13 protein-coding genes are annotated in these 15,843 nt (G+C 62.5%); 7 read left to right on the plus strand and 6 right to left on the minus strand.

The features are described from left to right. The first annotated feature begins 531 nt into the window (after nucleotides 1–531). Nucleotides 532–1,632: a hypothetical protein gene (locus BLT42_RS05400; protein ID WP_143024055.1), complete on the plus strand. Its 1,101-nt coding sequence runs from the start codon at nucleotides 532–534 to the stop codon at nucleotides 1,630–1,632. 344 nt (nucleotides 1,633–1,976) lie between these two features. Here the strand turns inward: BLT42_RS05400 and BLT42_RS05405 are convergent, their stop codons facing one another. Further along, nucleotides 1,977–2,435, minus strand: coding sequence for a YcgN family cysteine cluster protein (locus tag BLT42_RS05405; RefSeq protein ID WP_091767955.1), 459 nt, complete (start codon nucleotides 2,433–2,435; stop codon nucleotides 1,977–1,979). Nucleotides 2,436–2,526: 91 nt separating this feature from the next. Here BLT42_RS05405 and BLT42_RS05410 point away from each other — a divergent pair, with 91 nt between their 5' ends. After that, nucleotides 2,527–4,512 (plus strand): transglycosylase domain-containing protein, encoded by a 1,986-nt coding sequence (locus BLT42_RS05410; RefSeq protein ID WP_091767959.1) that lies wholly within the window; start codon nucleotides 2,527–2,529, stop codon nucleotides 4,510–4,512. On the opposite strand, the gene BLT42_RS05415 is transcribed toward BLT42_RS05410, so the two are convergent. Then, entirely contained in the window at nucleotides 4,434–5,315 is an 882-nt protein-coding gene (locus BLT42_RS05415; protein WP_091767962.1) for an ion transporter, read from the minus strand. The genes BLT42_RS05410 and BLT42_RS05415 overlap by 79 nt on opposite strands. Nucleotides 5,316–5,779: 464 nt before the next feature. On the opposite strand from BLT42_RS05415, the gene BLT42_RS05420 reads away from it, so the two are divergent. The 4 genes from BLT42_RS05420 to BLT42_RS05435 all read left to right on the plus strand — a co-directional run bounded on the left by BLT42_RS05420 (nucleotide 5,780) and on the right by BLT42_RS05435 (nucleotide 10,396). After that, the gene (locus BLT42_RS05420) at nucleotides 5,780–7,723 is read left to right on the plus strand and encodes a putative bifunctional diguanylate cyclase/phosphodiesterase (RefSeq protein ID WP_176780265.1); all 1,944 of its coding nucleotides are present in this window, start codon (nucleotides 5,780–5,782) and stop codon (nucleotides 7,721–7,723) included. A 61-nt stretch (nucleotides 7,724–7,784) separates the two neighbouring features. Next, nucleotides 7,785–8,171 carry a PAN domain-containing protein gene (locus BLT42_RS05425; protein ID WP_091767968.1) on the plus strand — a complete coding sequence of 129 codons (387 nt, stop codon included), beginning with the start codon at nucleotides 7,785–7,787 and terminating at the stop codon, nucleotides 8,169–8,171. Between the two features lie 110 nt (nucleotides 8,172–8,281). After that, nucleotides 8,282–9,364, plus strand: a complete 1,083-nt coding sequence (locus BLT42_RS05430; RefSeq protein WP_091768176.1) for a DUF2336 domain-containing protein — start codon at nucleotides 8,282–8,284, stop codon at nucleotides 9,362–9,364. 87 nt (nucleotides 9,365–9,451) lie between these two features. Next, nucleotides 9,452–10,396 (plus strand): hypothetical protein, encoded by a 945-nt coding sequence (locus BLT42_RS05435; RefSeq protein WP_091767971.1) that lies wholly within the window; start codon nucleotides 9,452–9,454, stop codon nucleotides 10,394–10,396. 58 nt (nucleotides 10,397–10,454) lie between these two features. Here the strand turns inward: BLT42_RS05435 and BLT42_RS05440 are convergent, their stop codons facing one another. Genes BLT42_RS05440 through BLT42_RS05455 form a run of 4 tightly spaced genes read right to left on the minus strand, consistent with a single transcriptional unit; the run spans nucleotide 10,455 to nucleotide 14,081 of the window. Further along, nucleotides 10,455–11,624 carry a mechanosensitive ion channel family protein gene (locus BLT42_RS05440; RefSeq protein ID WP_091767974.1) on the minus strand — a complete coding sequence of 390 codons (1,170 nt, stop codon included), beginning with the start codon at nucleotides 11,622–11,624 and terminating at the stop codon, nucleotides 10,455–10,457. Further along, nucleotides 11,624–13,231: a peptide chain release factor 3 gene (locus BLT42_RS05445; RefSeq protein WP_091767977.1), complete on the minus strand. Its 1,608-nt coding sequence runs from the start codon at nucleotides 13,229–13,231 to the stop codon at nucleotides 11,624–11,626. The genes BLT42_RS05440 and BLT42_RS05445 overlap by 1 nt, the downstream gene beginning before the upstream one ends. A 40-nt stretch (nucleotides 13,232–13,271) precedes the next feature. Next, a complete protein-coding gene (locus tag BLT42_RS05450; protein WP_091767980.1) occupies nucleotides 13,272–13,685 on the minus strand; it encodes a hypothetical protein in 414 nt (137 codons plus the stop codon). 54 nt (nucleotides 13,686–13,739) lie between these two features. Next, complete coding sequence (locus tag BLT42_RS05455; protein ID WP_233342335.1) at nucleotides 13,740–14,081, minus strand: DUF1491 family protein; 342 nt, start codon at nucleotides 14,079–14,081, stop codon at nucleotides 13,740–13,742. Nucleotides 14,082–14,133: 52 nt separating this feature from the next. Between BLT42_RS05455 and BLT42_RS05460 the strand changes: the two genes are divergently transcribed. After that, on the plus strand, nucleotides 14,134–15,828 hold the full coding sequence (locus tag BLT42_RS05460) for a hypothetical protein (protein ID WP_143024056.1): 1,695 nt from the start codon (nucleotides 14,134–14,136) through the stop codon (nucleotides 15,826–15,828). Nucleotides 15,829–15,843 lie beyond the last annotated feature (15 nt).

Consider the following 15,843-nt stretch of genomic DNA (forward strand, 5'->3'; position numbering starts at 1 on the left):
TGACTGTTCCGGTCGGATTGCCTGCCGGATTTTTCGCGCAAGGGTGCTCAGGCGTTGGGGAAATTTCTTGCGGCGGCGTGGATAGCAGCGCGGTTATCCCCGTAAATGGGGTGGTTTGGGGGAGTGGAAATTGCTGGCACCACCCCTCATCCAGCCTTCGGCCACCTTCTCCCCATGGGAGAAGGACGGGCGTTGCGCGCCTTTCTCTATTCAAACCATATATTTTGTCATCCCGGACGGATGCCCGGATCGCTACGCGTCCGGGCATCCGTCCGGGATGACAAGCGTTTTGAATTTTATACAAAAATTTTTCAATGAAGATAGAAGCCCCACTCCCCCCATCCCTCAACCCAGGCGCCGCACCCCGCCCTAAAAACCATGCCAGAATCCGGCCAGGGTGGGATCGGAAATTCAGGCGATCTTATAGATGCTTGGCTTGTGGGAATGGGTGCCTGTCACCATTTATTCCAGCAGGTATACAACTTGACGTCGCCACGCTTCCAATATTCAAACGCGGCAGGAGGGAATTTCATGAAGCTGAATCTCGCTATTGTCGCCGGCGTCGCTTGCTGGGCTCTGTCGAGTACTGCGCAAGCCTGCTCACTGGTGCGCCAACAGCCGCAACACCGGCCATTCTACGCTCATTTGGTGTCGACCGCTGCATCCATTGAGCTCATGCGAGTGGAATATGTAGCGGTCGGCACGGTCGAAGACCTAAGCGGTTTGGAGTCCCTACACCCTCGTACCTCCAGGGCTCGAGTAACCACCCGATTTACCAGTGTGGAAGCCGTCAAGGGCAGTGCGGGCACATTCGAGTTCACTTTCACCGATGGCGCTTCGGCGCAAGAATGGGACGAGTTGCTAGCATCCCCACCAGAGGTGGCGCGCCACGACAACCATCAAGATCCACGCTTCTGGACTGTTTTCGACGTGTACGACACGGAGGTCACCCCCGCGTGCGAAATCGTCTATCCCGGTTTTGTGGCAGGCGATCTCTATGTGGTATTTCGCGATGAAGCTGGAACTCCACTGAACATGTTTGAAATGTATGGGCGTAACTTCGCGCACATCGAAGATCCAGAGAATGATGTCTGGCTGCAGGCACTTCGTTCGCTTGCCTCCGCTGATGCGCCGGAGCGGGGTCGCAGCGTTACCGTTGAGGAATATCTGCGAGGCTACGAAGACGCGGCTCTTCATGAAATCGAAGCGTGCAGTCGCTGGCGTATTGGCCGGAACACGCCTTTGTCTGTGGAACCTGACCTCCATCTCGACGAGCCAATTGACCGGGCGGATCGTGACGCCGAGCTACCGCCGGGACGCTATTGGGCAACGGGCCTAGTTTACGGTGATGACCCTCGTACGTGCATGGAACTTGACGAAAACGATGAGCCCGTAAGCAACCGCTGCCCGGCCACGATCCCGGAGCAATGCACACCCGACCAATCCTATCTTCTGCTGCCTGCTGCAAAGTACACGCTGACAGAGGACACCACACAGTATTACTGGGCAGTAGGCCTCCCCGTATCAAACGAAGGCATCGTCGATTTGACGGATCACCAGACAGAAGTCGAACTCACCGGCAACCTCACACCTCACATAGACGAGGTTCGCTCGTGGCTCTACGGCGACTAACCACAAGACGCCGCTTTTCACCTTCCTGACCAGCGCCCGCAGATAGATGGTGACAGGCACCACTTCTTCCCAGGAATTAGTTGGGACAGATCTAAAAGTCTCACCCTTGTCATCCCGGACGGATGCCCGGACGCGTCAGCGATCCGGGCGTAGATCCGGGACCCAGACGCCCGACGCTTGGCAAGTTTCGTGTCAGGCCGGCGAATTTTTTATCGTCCAGCCTAGATGAATTCGCGATGGTGGGTCTGGGTCCCGGATCTGCGCCCCGCCTGCGCGGGGCATCCGTCCGGGATGACACGCGTTTTGATTTATTGAAGAAAATACGGCGCGGGAAAAGCGCAAATCTACTCCTCCTCATCCCCCTCGCCCGGCCACTCGACAATCCGGTCCTCCCAGTCCTCTGGATCCACCTCATCCTCGGAAATCACCTGGTTGCGGATCGACATCCCCGCTTCATGCACGCTCATCGGATCGCCCGACACCAGCGGGTGCCAGTCATAGAGGTCCTTGCCTTCGCCAATCAGGCGGTAGGCGCAGGTCTGGGGCATCCATTCCAGTTCGGTGACGTTTCTCGGGGTCAGGATGACGCAGTCGGGGACGCGTTGCTTGCGGTTGGTGTAGTCGCCGCAGCGGCAGGTATCGGCGTTGAACAGGCGGCAGGTGACGTCGGTGTGCAGGCGCAGGCCTGAATCCTCGTCTTCCAGCTGGATCAGGCAGCATTTGCCGCAGCCATCGCACAGGGATTCCCATTCGGGCTTGCTCAATTGCGACAATGTTTTCGTTTTCCAGAAGGGCTGTGTCATGTCTATCGCCTGAATTTGGCCCAGTTTCCCGGGCCTAGGATTGCAGCAGACCGGCGTGTTAGGGCAGGTCTGGATTTTGGGTGGCTATAGCATGTTCAACGAGCCGTATCGCGCCGATCACATGATGGAACGCGAACAGAGACAGCGGCGCACGCTGATCATTGGTGCCAGTGTCACCGGTGCCAGCCTGCTCGGCATGCTGATTGCGGCATTGCTGGTGTGGGACTGGGCCTTTCATGATTTGCCCCCCGCGCCGGCTTCGGCGGCGGAATTATGGTCGGTGCGGCTGGAGCCTTCGGTGACGGTGCTCGACACGCATGGCGATGTGCTCGCCGTGCGCGGACCGCTCTATGCGCGCGCCATTTCGCTCGATGCCCTGCCGCCCTATCTGCCGCAGGCCTTTCTGGCGATCGAGGACCAGCGCTTTTACGAGCATGGCGGGGTGGATTATCGCGGCGTGGCGCGGGCGCTGTGGACCAATCTGCGCGCCGGGCGCTCGGTGCAGGGCGGCTCGACCATCACCATGCAGCTGGTCAAGAATCTGATCCTGACGCCGGACCGGCTCTTGCGGCGCAAGCTGCAGGAGGTTCGTCTCGCCTGGGCGCTGGAGGAGAATCTCACCAAGACCGAAATCCTCGAGCTCTATCTCAACCGCATCTATCTCGGTGCCCGCGCCTTTGGCGTCGAGGCGGCCGCGCATCGCTATTTCTCCAAACCCGCCAGTGAGCTGACCCTGGCCGAGGCGGCGATGCTGGCAGCCTTGCCCAAGGCGCCCTCGCGGCTGGATCCGACGGTCAATCTGGCCGCCGCCCAGGCGCGCGCCGAACAAGTGCTGGCCGCGATGCTCGAGGCCGGTTTCATCAGTGCTGAAGAGCATGGCGAGGCGATCGCCAATCCCGGCGTGCCGGTGGCCGCCAGCCTCGATCCGCAGGCCGGTCTGACTTGGGGTTATGTGTTTGACTATGCGGTGCTGGAAGCCGCCCGGCTGGTGCCCGACGACATACCCGACCTGGTGATCCGCACGACGATTGATCCGGACCTCACCCTGGCGGCACGGGAAAGCATTGCCGGCGTGCTCGATAGCGACGGCGCCGCGGTCAATGCCAGCGAGGCGGCGATTGTCCTGCTGGCGCCGGACGGGGCGATCCGCGCCTTTGCCGGCGGCCGCGATTACGGCATCAGCCAGTTCAACCGCGCCATCCAGGCCCAGCGCCAGCCCGGCTCGGCCTTCAAGCCGATCGTGTTTACCGCGGCGCTGGAAGCCGGTTACGACCCCTCCTCGGCGGTGTGGGATGAGCCGGTCGATCTGGAAGGCTGGGAGCCGCAGAATTTCGCCGGCGGATTTCGCGGTCTGGTGACCCTGCAGGAAGCCCTGCGGCGCTCGATCAATACGGTCGCGGCCCAGGTCGCCAGTGATGTCGGGCTGGGGCGGATTGTCGAGACCGGTCACCGGATGGGCATCCGCTCGACACTGCCGGAATTGCCAGCCATTGCGCTCGGGGCCGCCGAAGTCAATCTGCTCGAGCTGACGGCGGCCTATTCGGTCTTCCCGCGCGATGGCCAGCGCTTTGATCCCTGGTTCATCGAACGCATCACCAATTCGCGTGGCGACGTGTTGTACGAACATGCCGAGACGACGCCGGTCCGCGCGCTCGCGCCCGAGATTGCCCGGCCGATGTCCACCATGTTGCAGGATGTGGTCATATCGGGCACCGGCCGGCGTGCCATCCTGGCCGGCGGCCGCGGCGTTGGCGGCAAGACCGGCACCAGCCAGTCCTTCCGCGATGCCTGGTTCATCGGCTTCACCGCCGATTACACGGCCGGCGTCTGGGTCGGCAATGATGATGACAGTCCGATGAGCAATGTCACCGGCGGCGGTCTGCCGGCGACGATCTGGCAGCGCTATATGACACGCGTCCACCAGGGCATTGCGGTCCACGCCCTCAGCGCCCCGGCGCCGCGCTCACGCTCGGAACGCGAGGAAAGGCTGGCCGCCTTTTATTCCGACCTGTCCGATGCTTTCGACGCATTGCTCGCCGATCCATCCTCCGGCGCCGGCGATCCCAGGGAGCGCTGAACCAGAGCCGCCAGCTGCGCGATCTCACCGCGCAATCCGGCGATCTCGCTCTGCAGCTCGATCACATCCTCGCCGACCTCGGCATCGCGCTCCTCTTCCGCGTCGAAATGCTTTGACTGCAGGCTGTCGACGATGATGGCGATGAAGAGGTTGAGGATGGCGAAACTGGTCAGGACGATGAAAACCAGGAAAAACGCCCAGGCCCAGGGATGGAATTCCATCACCGGCAGCGCCAGATCCGTCGCCCAACCCTCCAGTGTCATCACCTGGAAGAGCGAGAAGGCGCTGTCCCCCAGCGTCCCGAAGCGATCCGGATTGGTCAGCGAGAAGAGTTTGGTCGCCATCACGGCGGAGACGTAAAACATCAGGGCGAGCACGGCGATCACCGCGCCCATGCCGGGAATCGCATTGAGCAGGGCTTCGATCACCTTGCGCATTTGCGGCATCACCGAGAAGAGGCGGAAGGCGCGCAGGATCCGCAAGGAGCGCAGGACCGAAAAACTGCCCGCCATCGGCACGACGGAGACCAGGATCACGACCAGGTCGAACCAGTTCCAGCCGGAGGTGAAAAAGCGCAGCCGATAGGCGATCAGTTTGAGAAAAAGCTCGACCAGGAAGACCGCGACGACAATCCGGTCAATCAAGGGCAGGATCGCGGTAAACCAGGGCGGGTCGAACGGCAGGGTGACCAGACCCAGGGTGGCGGCGTTCAGCAGGATCACCGCCATGATCGAATTTCGGAAGCCGGCGCTTTCTACAAAAGCGGTCAGCCGCGCGCGAACGCCGTGAGAAGTCGATGTCATAGCGCCACCCGATTGCTGCCTTCTGGTAACGCCCCCGGGGGCGCTGTCAACTGTGATTTGAGCCTGTTACCACAGCCGGGATTGATCAGCTACGGGCACAGAACCGGGCCAATTCCGTCGCTGCATAAAAAATACACCACCCCTTCGGCGAACCGCCCTCGCGCATCACAAGCGCAAAAATTACGGCCAACTCCGCGCGAAAAATGATCTTAACCCGCTAATTTCGCGCAATCTTTTCTCGTCACGCCCCGCGACGAGCTTGAACCATTAACGGGTCTGTCCGCGCCGGCACCGGGGCTGGCGACCCGGCCAGCAATCGCCATTAGGTGGCCCTTAACAACAAACTGTCCCTATTGAAGACCTCGAAGGGCAGGGGCTCATCCTTTATGGCAGGCAGGCAAACAATTCGCGGTGACCAGGTCTCCGGCGCCCCCCGGCCCGCCTCGGGCAGGATGGACCGGGAGATGGCCATCGCCTTCCGCCCGGTCGTACGCGGCTTCCTGATCGCGCTCTGTCTGTATTACAGCCTGCTCACACTATCCTATCTCATCTTCCCGCCGACCGATTACCCCATGTGGGAATATGCCGGGATGCTGGTGCTGATCGGTGGCTCGGCCGCGGCGTCCGGCGTGATGCACCACACCAGCCGCAGGGCTTGCCGGCGCATCATGATCGAGCTGTACAGCCTCGCGGCCAGCGCGATTGTGCTGGTCAATGTCATGGTCGTAATGGCGTTGCATTTCCAGGCCGAGAACCTGATCTACTTCATCCTGGCGATGCCGGTTTTCGCGACAGCCTGCGTCAGCATGCGCAGCATGATCCCCAGCGTCGTTGTCACGGTTGCCACGATGATGATTTTCATCAGTATCAAGGTTCCCGACATGCTGGTGCAGTATCTCTTCCTCGCCATGGCCGCGGGATTCGCCGCCATTGGCATGGCCACCCTGATGCGTGGCACAGTGCGCCGGGCGGTCCATGCGCGGCTCGAGGCCGATGAGAACCGGGCCCTGGCCGAAGCGCAGACATCGAAGGCCGAGACCCTCGCCCACCAGGCTCGTGAGCTGGCCGAACACGACTCGCTGACCGGTCTGGCGAACCGTTTCAGCTTCTTCAACGCCTTCGGCACCGCGCTCGCGAGCAATCGATCAGGCAGTTCGGTGACCGTGCTGGCCTTGGTCGATCTGGACGGCTTCAAACCCATTAATGACACTTATGGTCATTCCGCCGGCGACATGCTGCTCGGTTCTGTGGCGAAGCGCATCAAGGCCGCCGTCCCGCGGCGCAGCACGGTCGCGCGCCTTGGTGGCGACGAGTTTGCCATTCTGGTGCGCCGCGACCTGCTCCGGACCAGTGTCGAGCAGTTCGGCCGCGCGCTATGCGAGGCCATCGGGCAACCATACACACTCGACTCCGTCACCGCCAATCTCACCGCTTCGATTGGCCTGGTCGAGTGTGAGCACGGCACGCTGTCGATCCGGCAATTGATGGAGCGTGGCGATTACGCTCTGGACCAGGCGAAGAAGACCGCGCGCGGCGAAGCCATCCTGTTCACGCCGCGCCATGAACGCGAAATGCAGAGCATGGGCCAGGTTGACCAGGCCTTGCGTGCCGCCGATCTGGAGACAGAACTTCAGGTCTTCCTGCAACCGCAATTCGACCTCGAGCTCAACCGGACCTACGGGTTCGAAGCCCTGGCCCGCTGGAATAGCGCCACCCTGGGACCGGTGAGTCCCGAACAGTTCATCCGCGTTGCCGAAACCTCGGGCCTGATCCGGAAAATCACCCAGATCCTGTTGCGCAAGACACTGCATCTGGTGACGAGTTGGCCGGAGCACCTCCACGTCTCCTTCAATCTGTCCGGTCATGACCTGATGTCACCCGTCTCGGTCAGCGACATCCTCGACCTGGTCAAACAGAGCGGAATCGACCCGGCCCGTATCGAGTTCGAGATCACTGAAACGGCAATGATGTCGGATATCGACCAGGCCCGCCGTTCGATTGAGCGCATCGCGGCCCTCGGCTGCCGACTCGCGCTCGATGATTTCGGTTCCGGCTATTCCAGCTTCAGCTATCTGCACCAATTGCCCGTCAGCAAGATCAAGATTGACCGCTCCTTCGTCGTCCCACTGTTGAAGGACGCATCGGCGAGCAAGATCATCCAGACCATCATCAATCTGGGCCGGTCCCTCGATCTGGATTGCGTTGTCGAGGGGGTCGAATCCATCGCCGAGCTGGACATACTCAAGGGCATGCACGCGCGTTTTATCCAGGGCTATATCTTTGGCAAGCCAATGGAGGCCAAGGGCGTTCTTCCCTATCTCGCGGCCGAGGCCCGCGCCACCGACCGTCCCGCGCAAGCGGCGCCGGCCAAACTCTCCATCGTCAAACGCCCAATCCGCAAGGCCTGAGCCAGAAGCGCCAGCTGGCACCGGCAAGCATTTGTTAGGGCCGCAGCAGCACACTGCCCCCATGCACCTCAGTCACACCCTCATCCTGACCATACTGGCTTGCGGCCTGACCGCGGCACCCGCCCGCGCCGGTGACAGATTGACCGGCTGGACCCGGGTCGGCTCGGTTTATGAGCGTGTCAGCCTGACAGAAGGCAATCAGGCCATGTGCGCTTCCCTGTGCGATGAGCAATCACAATGCCGTTCATGGGTCTGGACCCCGCCGGGACTGGAGGGCGTCGACGGCCAGTGCACCCTGCTGGCATCGACACCGGCACCCCGGCGCGCACCACAGCGAGTTACAGGCCTTGCCAGCGATATCGCGGCACAGATCGAGGCCGCCAGCGAACGTCGCCCGAGCGCGCGCGAAATCGCCGCCTTGCAGGCGACCCTGCCCGGTCCACACTGACATGCAGCCTCCGACCTGCACAATTTGATCGGTCGCGAACAGGATTCTTTTACCTACCGCTGGCATCATCACCCTGGACCATCCGGCAACGACACCGAAAGAGTATGTTCATGGCCGTCATCAGCAAGTTGAACAGCCTGCTCGAATTGGCGAAAGAGCGCTCCAGTGATCGCCGTCGCACCCTGCTGCGCGAGGTCACCGACATGTTTTTTGACGAGCCGCCGGAACGCGATACGCCGGTCTCGCAGGAGTTTGATGACGTGCTCAGCGCGCTGGCGGAACAAACCGCACAGGGCGCGCGCGCCGAACTCGCCGAGCGTTTTGCCGATACCCCGCTGGCGCCTCGCGGCATGCTGCTCAAGCTTGCGCGTGACGCGATCGAAGTCGCTGCACCGATACTGGCGCGCTCGACCGCATTGAGCGAAGCGGAACTCCTGTCGATCGCCGAGCAGGGCGCACAGCCGCAGCTCAAAGCAATCTCCCAGCGCGAACTGGTTTCCGAACGCCTGTCCGATACGATCGTCCGCCGCGGCGATGACGAAACCGTCGCCGTCCTGATCCGCAATGATGGTGCCCAATTATCGCGCGCCAGCTTCGAGACGGTTGCCGAACGGGCCGAGCACTCAAGAATTCTCCAGGCTCCAGTGGTCAACCGCAAGGACACCCCGGCCGATCTGCTCGGCGATTTGATGCTGACGGTGGAAAATCATCTGCGCGATCACATCCTCGAGCGCTTTGACGGCATGGAGCCGGCGCTGGTCGAACAGGCGCTTGCCGCCTCCCACGCCCGGCTCAGCGAACGCATGAGCCAGGACCAGGATGTCGAGGAAGCCGAGAAATTCGTTCGCGGGATGGCGGTGCGCAAAATGCTCAATGGCGGCCTGCTGGCCCGCTTGCTGCGCGAACGAGAAATGACGCGCTTCCACGTCGCGTTTGCGGAAATGACCGGGGTCGACCGCGTCGCGGCCCGCCGCGCCATCGACCAGGAATGCATCGACCCGCTGGCCCTGATCTGCCGCTCGGCCGGATTCGACAAGGCCCTGTTCGTGACCCTCGCGGTCTTGCGCAGTAATGCCACTGAGGACGCCTTCCGGGACGCCAAGGAACTCGGTCTGCTCTATGACCGGATCACGGTCGAAGACGCAGCGCGCGCCATGCGCTTCTGGCGCATGCGCCGGGATGTCGCCGCCTAGAGGCGGGACAGGACGGTCCCAAATCCCTGCCATACCGGGTGCCGGCGCGTGTTAGGCTGAGCCTCATCCGCAATCAGGGAAACATGCATGGACACCCCGCTCGACCGCTTCACTCAACTTGCTGCCAGCCTGCGCGATACCAAGCCCCGGCCCGACCAGCAGGCCGCCGCCTTCGCGGCGGTCGCGCTTGTCCATGCCGAACACCCCGCCACAAAGCTTGTTGCAGCCACCCGGACACATCATGAAAGCTTGAAGGCGGCGCTGGGCAGCTTCCAGGCTCCCAACGGCTCGATGCGCTGGGTCTATGCGGCGATGCTGGCAGCACACGGCGTCGACACCGGACATTTCCTCGGCGCCCGCGAAGCCTTGCGGCAGGCGTGCGCGGCCTCGAAGACAGGCCGCTTGCATGCCGGCGGCGCCCGCGCGGCGCTCATCCTCAGCCTCGGTGAAGCCGGCCCCGATGTGGTGGACGCCTTTTACGCCATGAAGCGGGCCCTCCGCCCGCCCTGGTGGCGTTCGGATGATTCCGTCACCGATACATTCGCCGCCGCACACGTGCTCGCTGGGAGCCGACCAGAGACGGTCGTCGACGCCCGGGCCCATGCCGAGGCCGTATTCGGCGCAGACCGCGGCACCCGGGGATACCGGCGCGATGGCGCCCGTCAATGCGTTCTGCTCGGCCAGGCACCGGAGATCGTGCTGTCGCGCTTTATCGCGCTTGAGGATGCGCGGCGCGCCGACCGTTTCCTGCGCGGACGCAGTGATCGCTCAATGACAATGGAATGGGCGGTCGCCGGCCGCACACCGGCAGATCTGACCCGGATTTCCGACATGACGCGGACGATGCCGAAACCGCTGACATCGATCGGCTTTTGCCGCACCCGGTTGGCCAGCCTGATCGCGTTTGACGACCAGGCCCGCAATCCGGCCGGCAGCGCCAGCGCGCTCGCCGCCGTGATCGCGGCCCAGGCGGCGATGATTGCCGCAATCACCGCGAGCAGTGTTGCCGCGACGTCAGCGGCCAGCAATTAGACCAGCGGACAGGATTGGCGAGGCCGCACGCCCGGCCCGGGAAAGCAGCGGGCTTCGATCAGGTTGAGCTGGCGTCGACGGCGGTTGGCGGCGAAAACAGCTCGGCGCCCTGTTCGAGATAGATCGAACTGGACGGGAAGGCGAAATCCGTTCCGGCCTCTTCGACAATGGTCTTGATCGTGAAGGCGAGTTCTTCCTTCAGTGCCAGCCACTCGCCCCAATTAGTCGTCCGGGTGAAGCAGTAGAGCATGAAATCGATCGAGGACGGGCCGAAGCTGTCCACACGCATGAAGGTCGACACCTCCGGTGCCTGGGCATAGCCGGGATGTGTGGTGACATAGTCGAGCACGCGGTCACGTATGGTCTTGAGTTGTTCAACCGTCGTGTCATAGCGCACGCTGATGATCCAATAGGTCCGGCGGTGCGACATGCGTGAGAAATTCGTCACCGCCTGATCCGACAATTTCGAGTTGGGCACATAAACCGGCCCCTTGTCGAACCGGCGGACAACGGTAGAGCGGAAATTGATCTCCTCGACTGTGCCTTCGACAACGCCATCAACCTTGATCCAGTCGCCCGGCAGGAAGCGCTTCTCCGCCAGGATGAGCAGGCCGGCGATCAGGTTCTTGAACAAGTCCTGCGCACCCAGGCCAACGGCCACACCGAACAGGCCCAGCCCGGCAATGATGCCGCCAACGGGAATATCCCAGATCTGCAGGACTGCCGCAGCGCCGACGATGATGAAAAGGATCCGCATCGCCTTGGTCAACCAGTCGAGCATCACCGGCGTGAGCGCATTCTCCAGCGCCCGCATCAGATGAATAAACGGATCGACCGCATTGTGCAGCGCCCAGAAAATGCCGATCGCCACCAGGGAGGGGATGATCCGGTCGGCCTCGGAAAGGTCCGCGCCTCCGGTTCCCGCCTCGAGAATCTTGACCGCGAAGAAGAGCGAGATGATGATCGGCAGAAGCTTCAACGGCCCGGCAAGCGCGTCAACGACAGCATCATCAACGCCATTCTCGGTCTTCTGTGCCATGCGTTTGAGCACGGTAAGCAAGGTTCTCGCGAGCACGGATCGCAAGGTAATCCCGAGCACGACAATAATGATCGCGCTCACCCCATGTCCGACACTGACCCCCAGAAACGAGGTCTGCCAGACCCCGGCCGCCTGAGCCCATAATTCGCCGGTATGGGCAAGGAAGCCGGTATCGTCCTGGACGCGCATCAGTTCGCCCTTTCCCTGACATGGTGGAAGATCAACTCGGGAAATTTCTCCTGCGAGTAGGAAACTTCCCAATTGCTCTTGGCCAGAAAGACCGGGTTGCCGTCGATATCGACGGCCATGGCCGATTTGTGCCGGTCGGCAAACAGATCGATCTGCTCTTCTGTCCCGCCAAGCCAGCGCGCCGTTTCATAGGGGGCTGCCTCGAACGTCACTTCAAGGCCGTATTCGGCCGCGACGCGTTCGCGCATCACATCGATCTGCAGGGCGCCGACTGCGCCCACAATGAAGTCGCCGCCGAGCACGGGGCGGAAGAGCTGGGTGACCCCCTCCTCGGCCAGGCTTTCGAGCGCCTTCTTGAGATGTTTCGCCTTGAGCGGATCGGCCAGCCGCGCACGGCGCAGGATTTCAGGTGCGAAATTCGGGATGCCCGAGAAGCGCAGCTTGCCGCTTTCCGACAGGCTGTCGCCAACGCGCAAGGTACCGTGATTGGGCACGCCCATCACATCGCCGGCAAAGGCCTCATCAGCAATTTCGCGATCCTGGGCGAAGAAGAGGATGGGCGAGGAGACGGTCAATTGCTTGCCGCCTTCGGTTTTCAGCTTCATGCCGCGGCGGAACTTGCCCGAACACAGGCGCACGAAGGCGACGCGGTCGCGGTGATTGGCGTCCATATTCGCCTGCACCTTGAAGACAAAGCCCGAGACTTCCTTGTCACCGGGCTCGACCTGGGTGGATTGACCATTGATCTGCACCGGCATGGGCGCGGGTCCTGGAATCTTGTCCGCCAGCCCGTCGAGCAATTCGCGCACGCCGAAGCCGCGCAGCGCCGAGCCGAAGAAGACCGGCGTCATATGGCCCTCCAGGAAGCTTTGTGGATTGAAGGTCGGGCAGAGCTCCCGCGCCACCTCGGCGCCGTCGCGAGCCTCCTCGATTTCCGCATCCGACAGCAACTCACGGATTTCCGGCCCCTCGAGCGAAAGGCGTTCCGATGCCGCTTCGCGATCATGCTCGACACCCGGGCGCTGATAGAGCACCAGTTCATCGCTCACCAGGTCAACCACGCCCTTGAAGCGCTGGCCGGACCCGACCGGCCACTGCATCGGCACGGCATCAAGCGCGAGCTTGTCCTGGATATCCTGCAGCAAATCGACCGGATCGAGCGCCTCGCGGTCCATCTTGTTGATCAGGGTGACAATCGGGATGTCACGCAGGCGGCAGACCTCGACCAGTTTCAGCGTCCGTGGCTCAACGCCCTTGGCGGCATCGAGCACCATGATGGCGCTGTCGGCAGCGGTCAGCGTTCGATACGTATCCTCGGAAAAGTCTTCGTGACCGGGCGTGTCGAGCAGGTTGAAGAGCAAGCCGCGATGTTCGAAGGTCATTACCGAGGCGGAGACGGAAATCCCGCGCTCCTGCTCGATCTTCATCCAGTCGGAACGGGTGCGGCGGTTTTCGCCGCGTGCGCGGACCTGCCCCGCCATGCGGATGGCACCGGCCGCCAAGAGCATGGTCTCGGTCAGCGTGGTCTTGCCGGCGTCAGGATGTGAGATGATGGCGAAGCTGCGGCGACGCGCCCATTCCGGCGCATCAATCGTCGGAGAAGTCATGAACTGGCCCGCTGAGAGTGCAAGCCCCGAACTAGCCCGATCAGTATGCGCTGTGCAAGTTTTCCGTCACCCGATGCCAGACTTCCTCATTGATAACCTCCGGGTCCAGCGCGCCATCCTTCTGACGCTTCCAGAGATAGGTCAGGATGATCATGGGCACGTTGGCAAAGCGCAGACCGACATCATCGGGACCGGTCGCACCGGCCGGGCGGACGCCAAGCACCGCATTGGCACCCGGTGCGCGGTAGGCGATCAGGGCTGCAAGGTGTTTGGTCCGGTCCGGCTTGTTGGTCGCCATCAGGGGGTCAACAAACAGCGCCTCGCGCAGTAGCAGCGTGAGGTGCCCGGTGGTCAGCGTCTCGAACTGGGCCGCCGGCAAGGGAATGGTGCCGTCCTGGAGGACAGAGACCAGGTCCCCCAGGTCAAAAACGGTTTCGTTGAACAAGAACAGCATCGAAGATCCCCGCGAGCTCCCACAATTCCTCAGTCCCACTCTAGGGCCGGGTCGTTAAGAATCCTCCACCGGCTCGGTCAGAAAATGGCGGCCCCGCCGATCCTCGATCTCGATCACCCAGATATCCGGATCGCCATCGGCCCGGCGTTGGCAATAGGCGTCGATCTCGGCCTCCGCGAGTGGCGCCCGGGCATGGCGGGTCCAGATCCGCTCCCCGTTTTCGTCCCGCGCCGGGACAAAAAGCTCTGCCTGCCCGGTCAGGTTTGCCACTTTGACGAGTACAGCCCCCGCATCTTCGTCTCCATGGCGAATCACATAAGCGGCGGCCAACGCCGATTCAGCCCTTCGCAACAAGGCATCCACCCAGAATTTTGTCTTCAGTTGAATCATTTTCATTGCTGGCCGCTGAATTGCTTAATAACGTATTAACGGGGTAAGGGAGCGTTTTATGTTGGTACGAGTTGCGTTGGTTGCGATGGCACTTTGTGCGTCGGCGGCAGGTCAGGTGCTGGGTCAGAGGATTCAGGACGACCCGTCTTCCGCCACAGTGAACCAGAATACCGGGGACCAGAACACCGCAGAGGGCGTCCGGATCGAAGAGCGCACGCTCGCCGATCTCGAAACCGGGATGGATGCCTTTGTTCTCTCCTCCAGCCAGGCGCGGACTCGCATCCGTTTTTACCTGCCACCCAATACCTATAGCTCGGAAGCCTGGCTTCGCCTCGCCGCCCGCCCTGCGAGCGATAGCTCGAATGGCCGAATCCAGGTCGCTATCAATGGTGGCGAGCCCATCATCATCCGGCCACAGCCGCGCTCGATTGAAGCACGCTTTGCGCTCTTCTCGGCTGACATCCAGCCTGGCGAGAATGTCCTTGAAGTCTCCTATGCCACCGATACCGCCACAACGGGCTGGATTGTCGACGCCCGCCGGTCGCAATTGCGGCTCACCCTGGAACAGGACAGCCCGATCGCCTCGCTGCACGAGCTGGAACTGGCGCTGGCCGCCGACTTCGCCGCCCCACGCCGCATCGCCCTCGTCACCGATATCAGCCGCGAGCGGGCCACGCTCGAAAGTCTCGTCGCCCAGGGCGTCGCCCTGCGCGCTGGCAGCGTACCGCTGTTCGGCGGCGATGAAACCAATGCTGACCTGATCATCCGGATTGCCGAGAACGACCGTCTGAACGAGACAGACCGCACCATCCTGCGCACGGGCAATCGCAGCCAGGGGCCTGAAATCGCATTCAGCGCCGGCTCCGCACCACGCCTGATCATTACCGGTCGAAATATCGACGAAGCCGTCGCCGCCGCACGCCTGTTTGCCGCGCGTTCCTTCGAGGGTTATGGCCGCAGCTTCGTTGCCGCCGATGCCATTACGGCGCAACGCCTTGGCCGCCCCCAGGTTCGCGATGCCCGCCACCTGAGCGCCAATGCAGACTTGCGCACCCTGGCCGCTTCCGGCCTGCCCTTCAGTGCTGACCAGGGATCGCGCACGGCTGTCCAGTTCACCACGCGCACACGCGCCGACCGGTTTGGTGCGCTCTCTGTGCTGGCTCGCGGCGCGCTCGTGAGCGGTGAAGCCTGGCTGTATGCCTGGTATGGCGAGGCGCATGACCATGCTCCGGCCAATCACAATCTGCTCATTATCGGCCCGGGCAGCAGCAGTATCGCGGCCCTCGGGCGCAGCGCTCCCGCCGAGTTTGGCGCCGCAATGCGCGCCGCCGAACGCAGCCGTGGCCAACGCGGGCTGATGCGCCTGGCCGCCGCTGCCTATGCCGACGAAACACACACGCCTGCGACGCCGGAAGACGGGCGCAGTATCGGCGTTGCATCACTGTTCCGCGATGCCGAACAGACCGGCCGCTGGATCGGCACGCTGACATCGCCGGAACTGTCCTCCTTTGAATCGGCCAGCCGCAGCCTGGCGCGGTCGAATCTGTGGCACGCGCTGGAAGGCCGTGCCGCCGTGTGGAGCGTTCGCGGTGTCACCCCGCTCGATTACAGCGTCTCGGCACCAGGCCTGCGCGAGCGGGTACAGGAGTTCGCACTCGACCACACACGCGATGCGGCCTTCATGCTTTTCGGGATTGCCTTCATCATGCTGATCCGGGGCATCTGGCGCCGCCGCCGCGTTCACGCGTCGTAAAACTTGCCGTGTTAG

Origin of the sequence: Maricaulis salignorans, from assembly GCF_900103475.1 — a bacterium.
Lineage (GTDB): Bacteria > Pseudomonadota > Alphaproteobacteria > Caulobacterales > Maricaulaceae > Maricaulis > Maricaulis salignorans.

Excerpts from the sequence above, each read along its gene's own strand:
- BLT42_RS05460 (WP_143024056.1), top strand. The coding sequence starts at position 14,134 with ATGTTGGTACGAGTTGCGTTGGTTGCGATGGCACTTTGTGCGTCGGCG.
- BLT42_RS05400 (WP_143024055.1), top strand. The coding sequence starts at position 532 with ATGAAGCTGAATCTCGCTATTGTCGCCGGCGTCGCTTGCTGGGCTCTG.
- BLT42_RS05445 (WP_091767977.1), bottom strand. The coding sequence starts at position 13,231 with ATGACTTCTCCGACGATTGATGCGCCGGAATGGGCGCGTCGCCGCAGC.
- BLT42_RS05420 (WP_176780265.1), top strand. The coding sequence starts at position 5,780 with ATGGCCATCGCCTTCCGCCCGGTCGTACGCGGCTTCCTGATCGCGCTC.
- BLT42_RS05410 (WP_091767959.1), top strand. The coding sequence starts at position 2,527 with ATGTTCAACGAGCCGTATCGCGCCGATCACATGATGGAACGCGAACAG.
- BLT42_RS05425 (WP_091767968.1), top strand. The coding sequence starts at position 7,785 with ATGCACCTCAGTCACACCCTCATCCTGACCATACTGGCTTGCGGCCTG.
- BLT42_RS05450 (WP_091767980.1), bottom strand. The coding sequence starts at position 13,685 with ATGCTGTTCTTGTTCAACGAAACCGTTTTTGACCTGGGGGACCTGGTC.
- BLT42_RS05455 (WP_233342335.1), bottom strand. The coding sequence starts at position 14,081 with ATGAAAATGATTCAACTGAAGACAAAATTCTGGGTGGATGCCTTGTTG.
- BLT42_RS05405 (WP_091767955.1), bottom strand. The coding sequence starts at position 2,435 with ATGACACAGCCCTTCTGGAAAACGAAAACATTGTCGCAATTGAGCAAG.
- BLT42_RS05435 (WP_091767971.1), top strand. The coding sequence starts at position 9,452 with ATGGACACCCCGCTCGACCGCTTCACTCAACTTGCTGCCAGCCTGCGC.
- BLT42_RS05415 (WP_091767962.1), bottom strand. The coding sequence starts at position 5,315 with ATGACATCGACTTCTCACGGCGTTCGCGCGCGGCTGACCGCTTTTGTA.
- BLT42_RS05430 (WP_091768176.1), top strand. The coding sequence starts at position 8,282 with ATGGCCGTCATCAGCAAGTTGAACAGCCTGCTCGAATTGGCGAAAGAG.
- BLT42_RS05440 (WP_091767974.1), bottom strand. The coding sequence starts at position 11,624 with ATGCGCGTCCAGGACGATACCGGCTTCCTTGCCCATACCGGCGAATTA.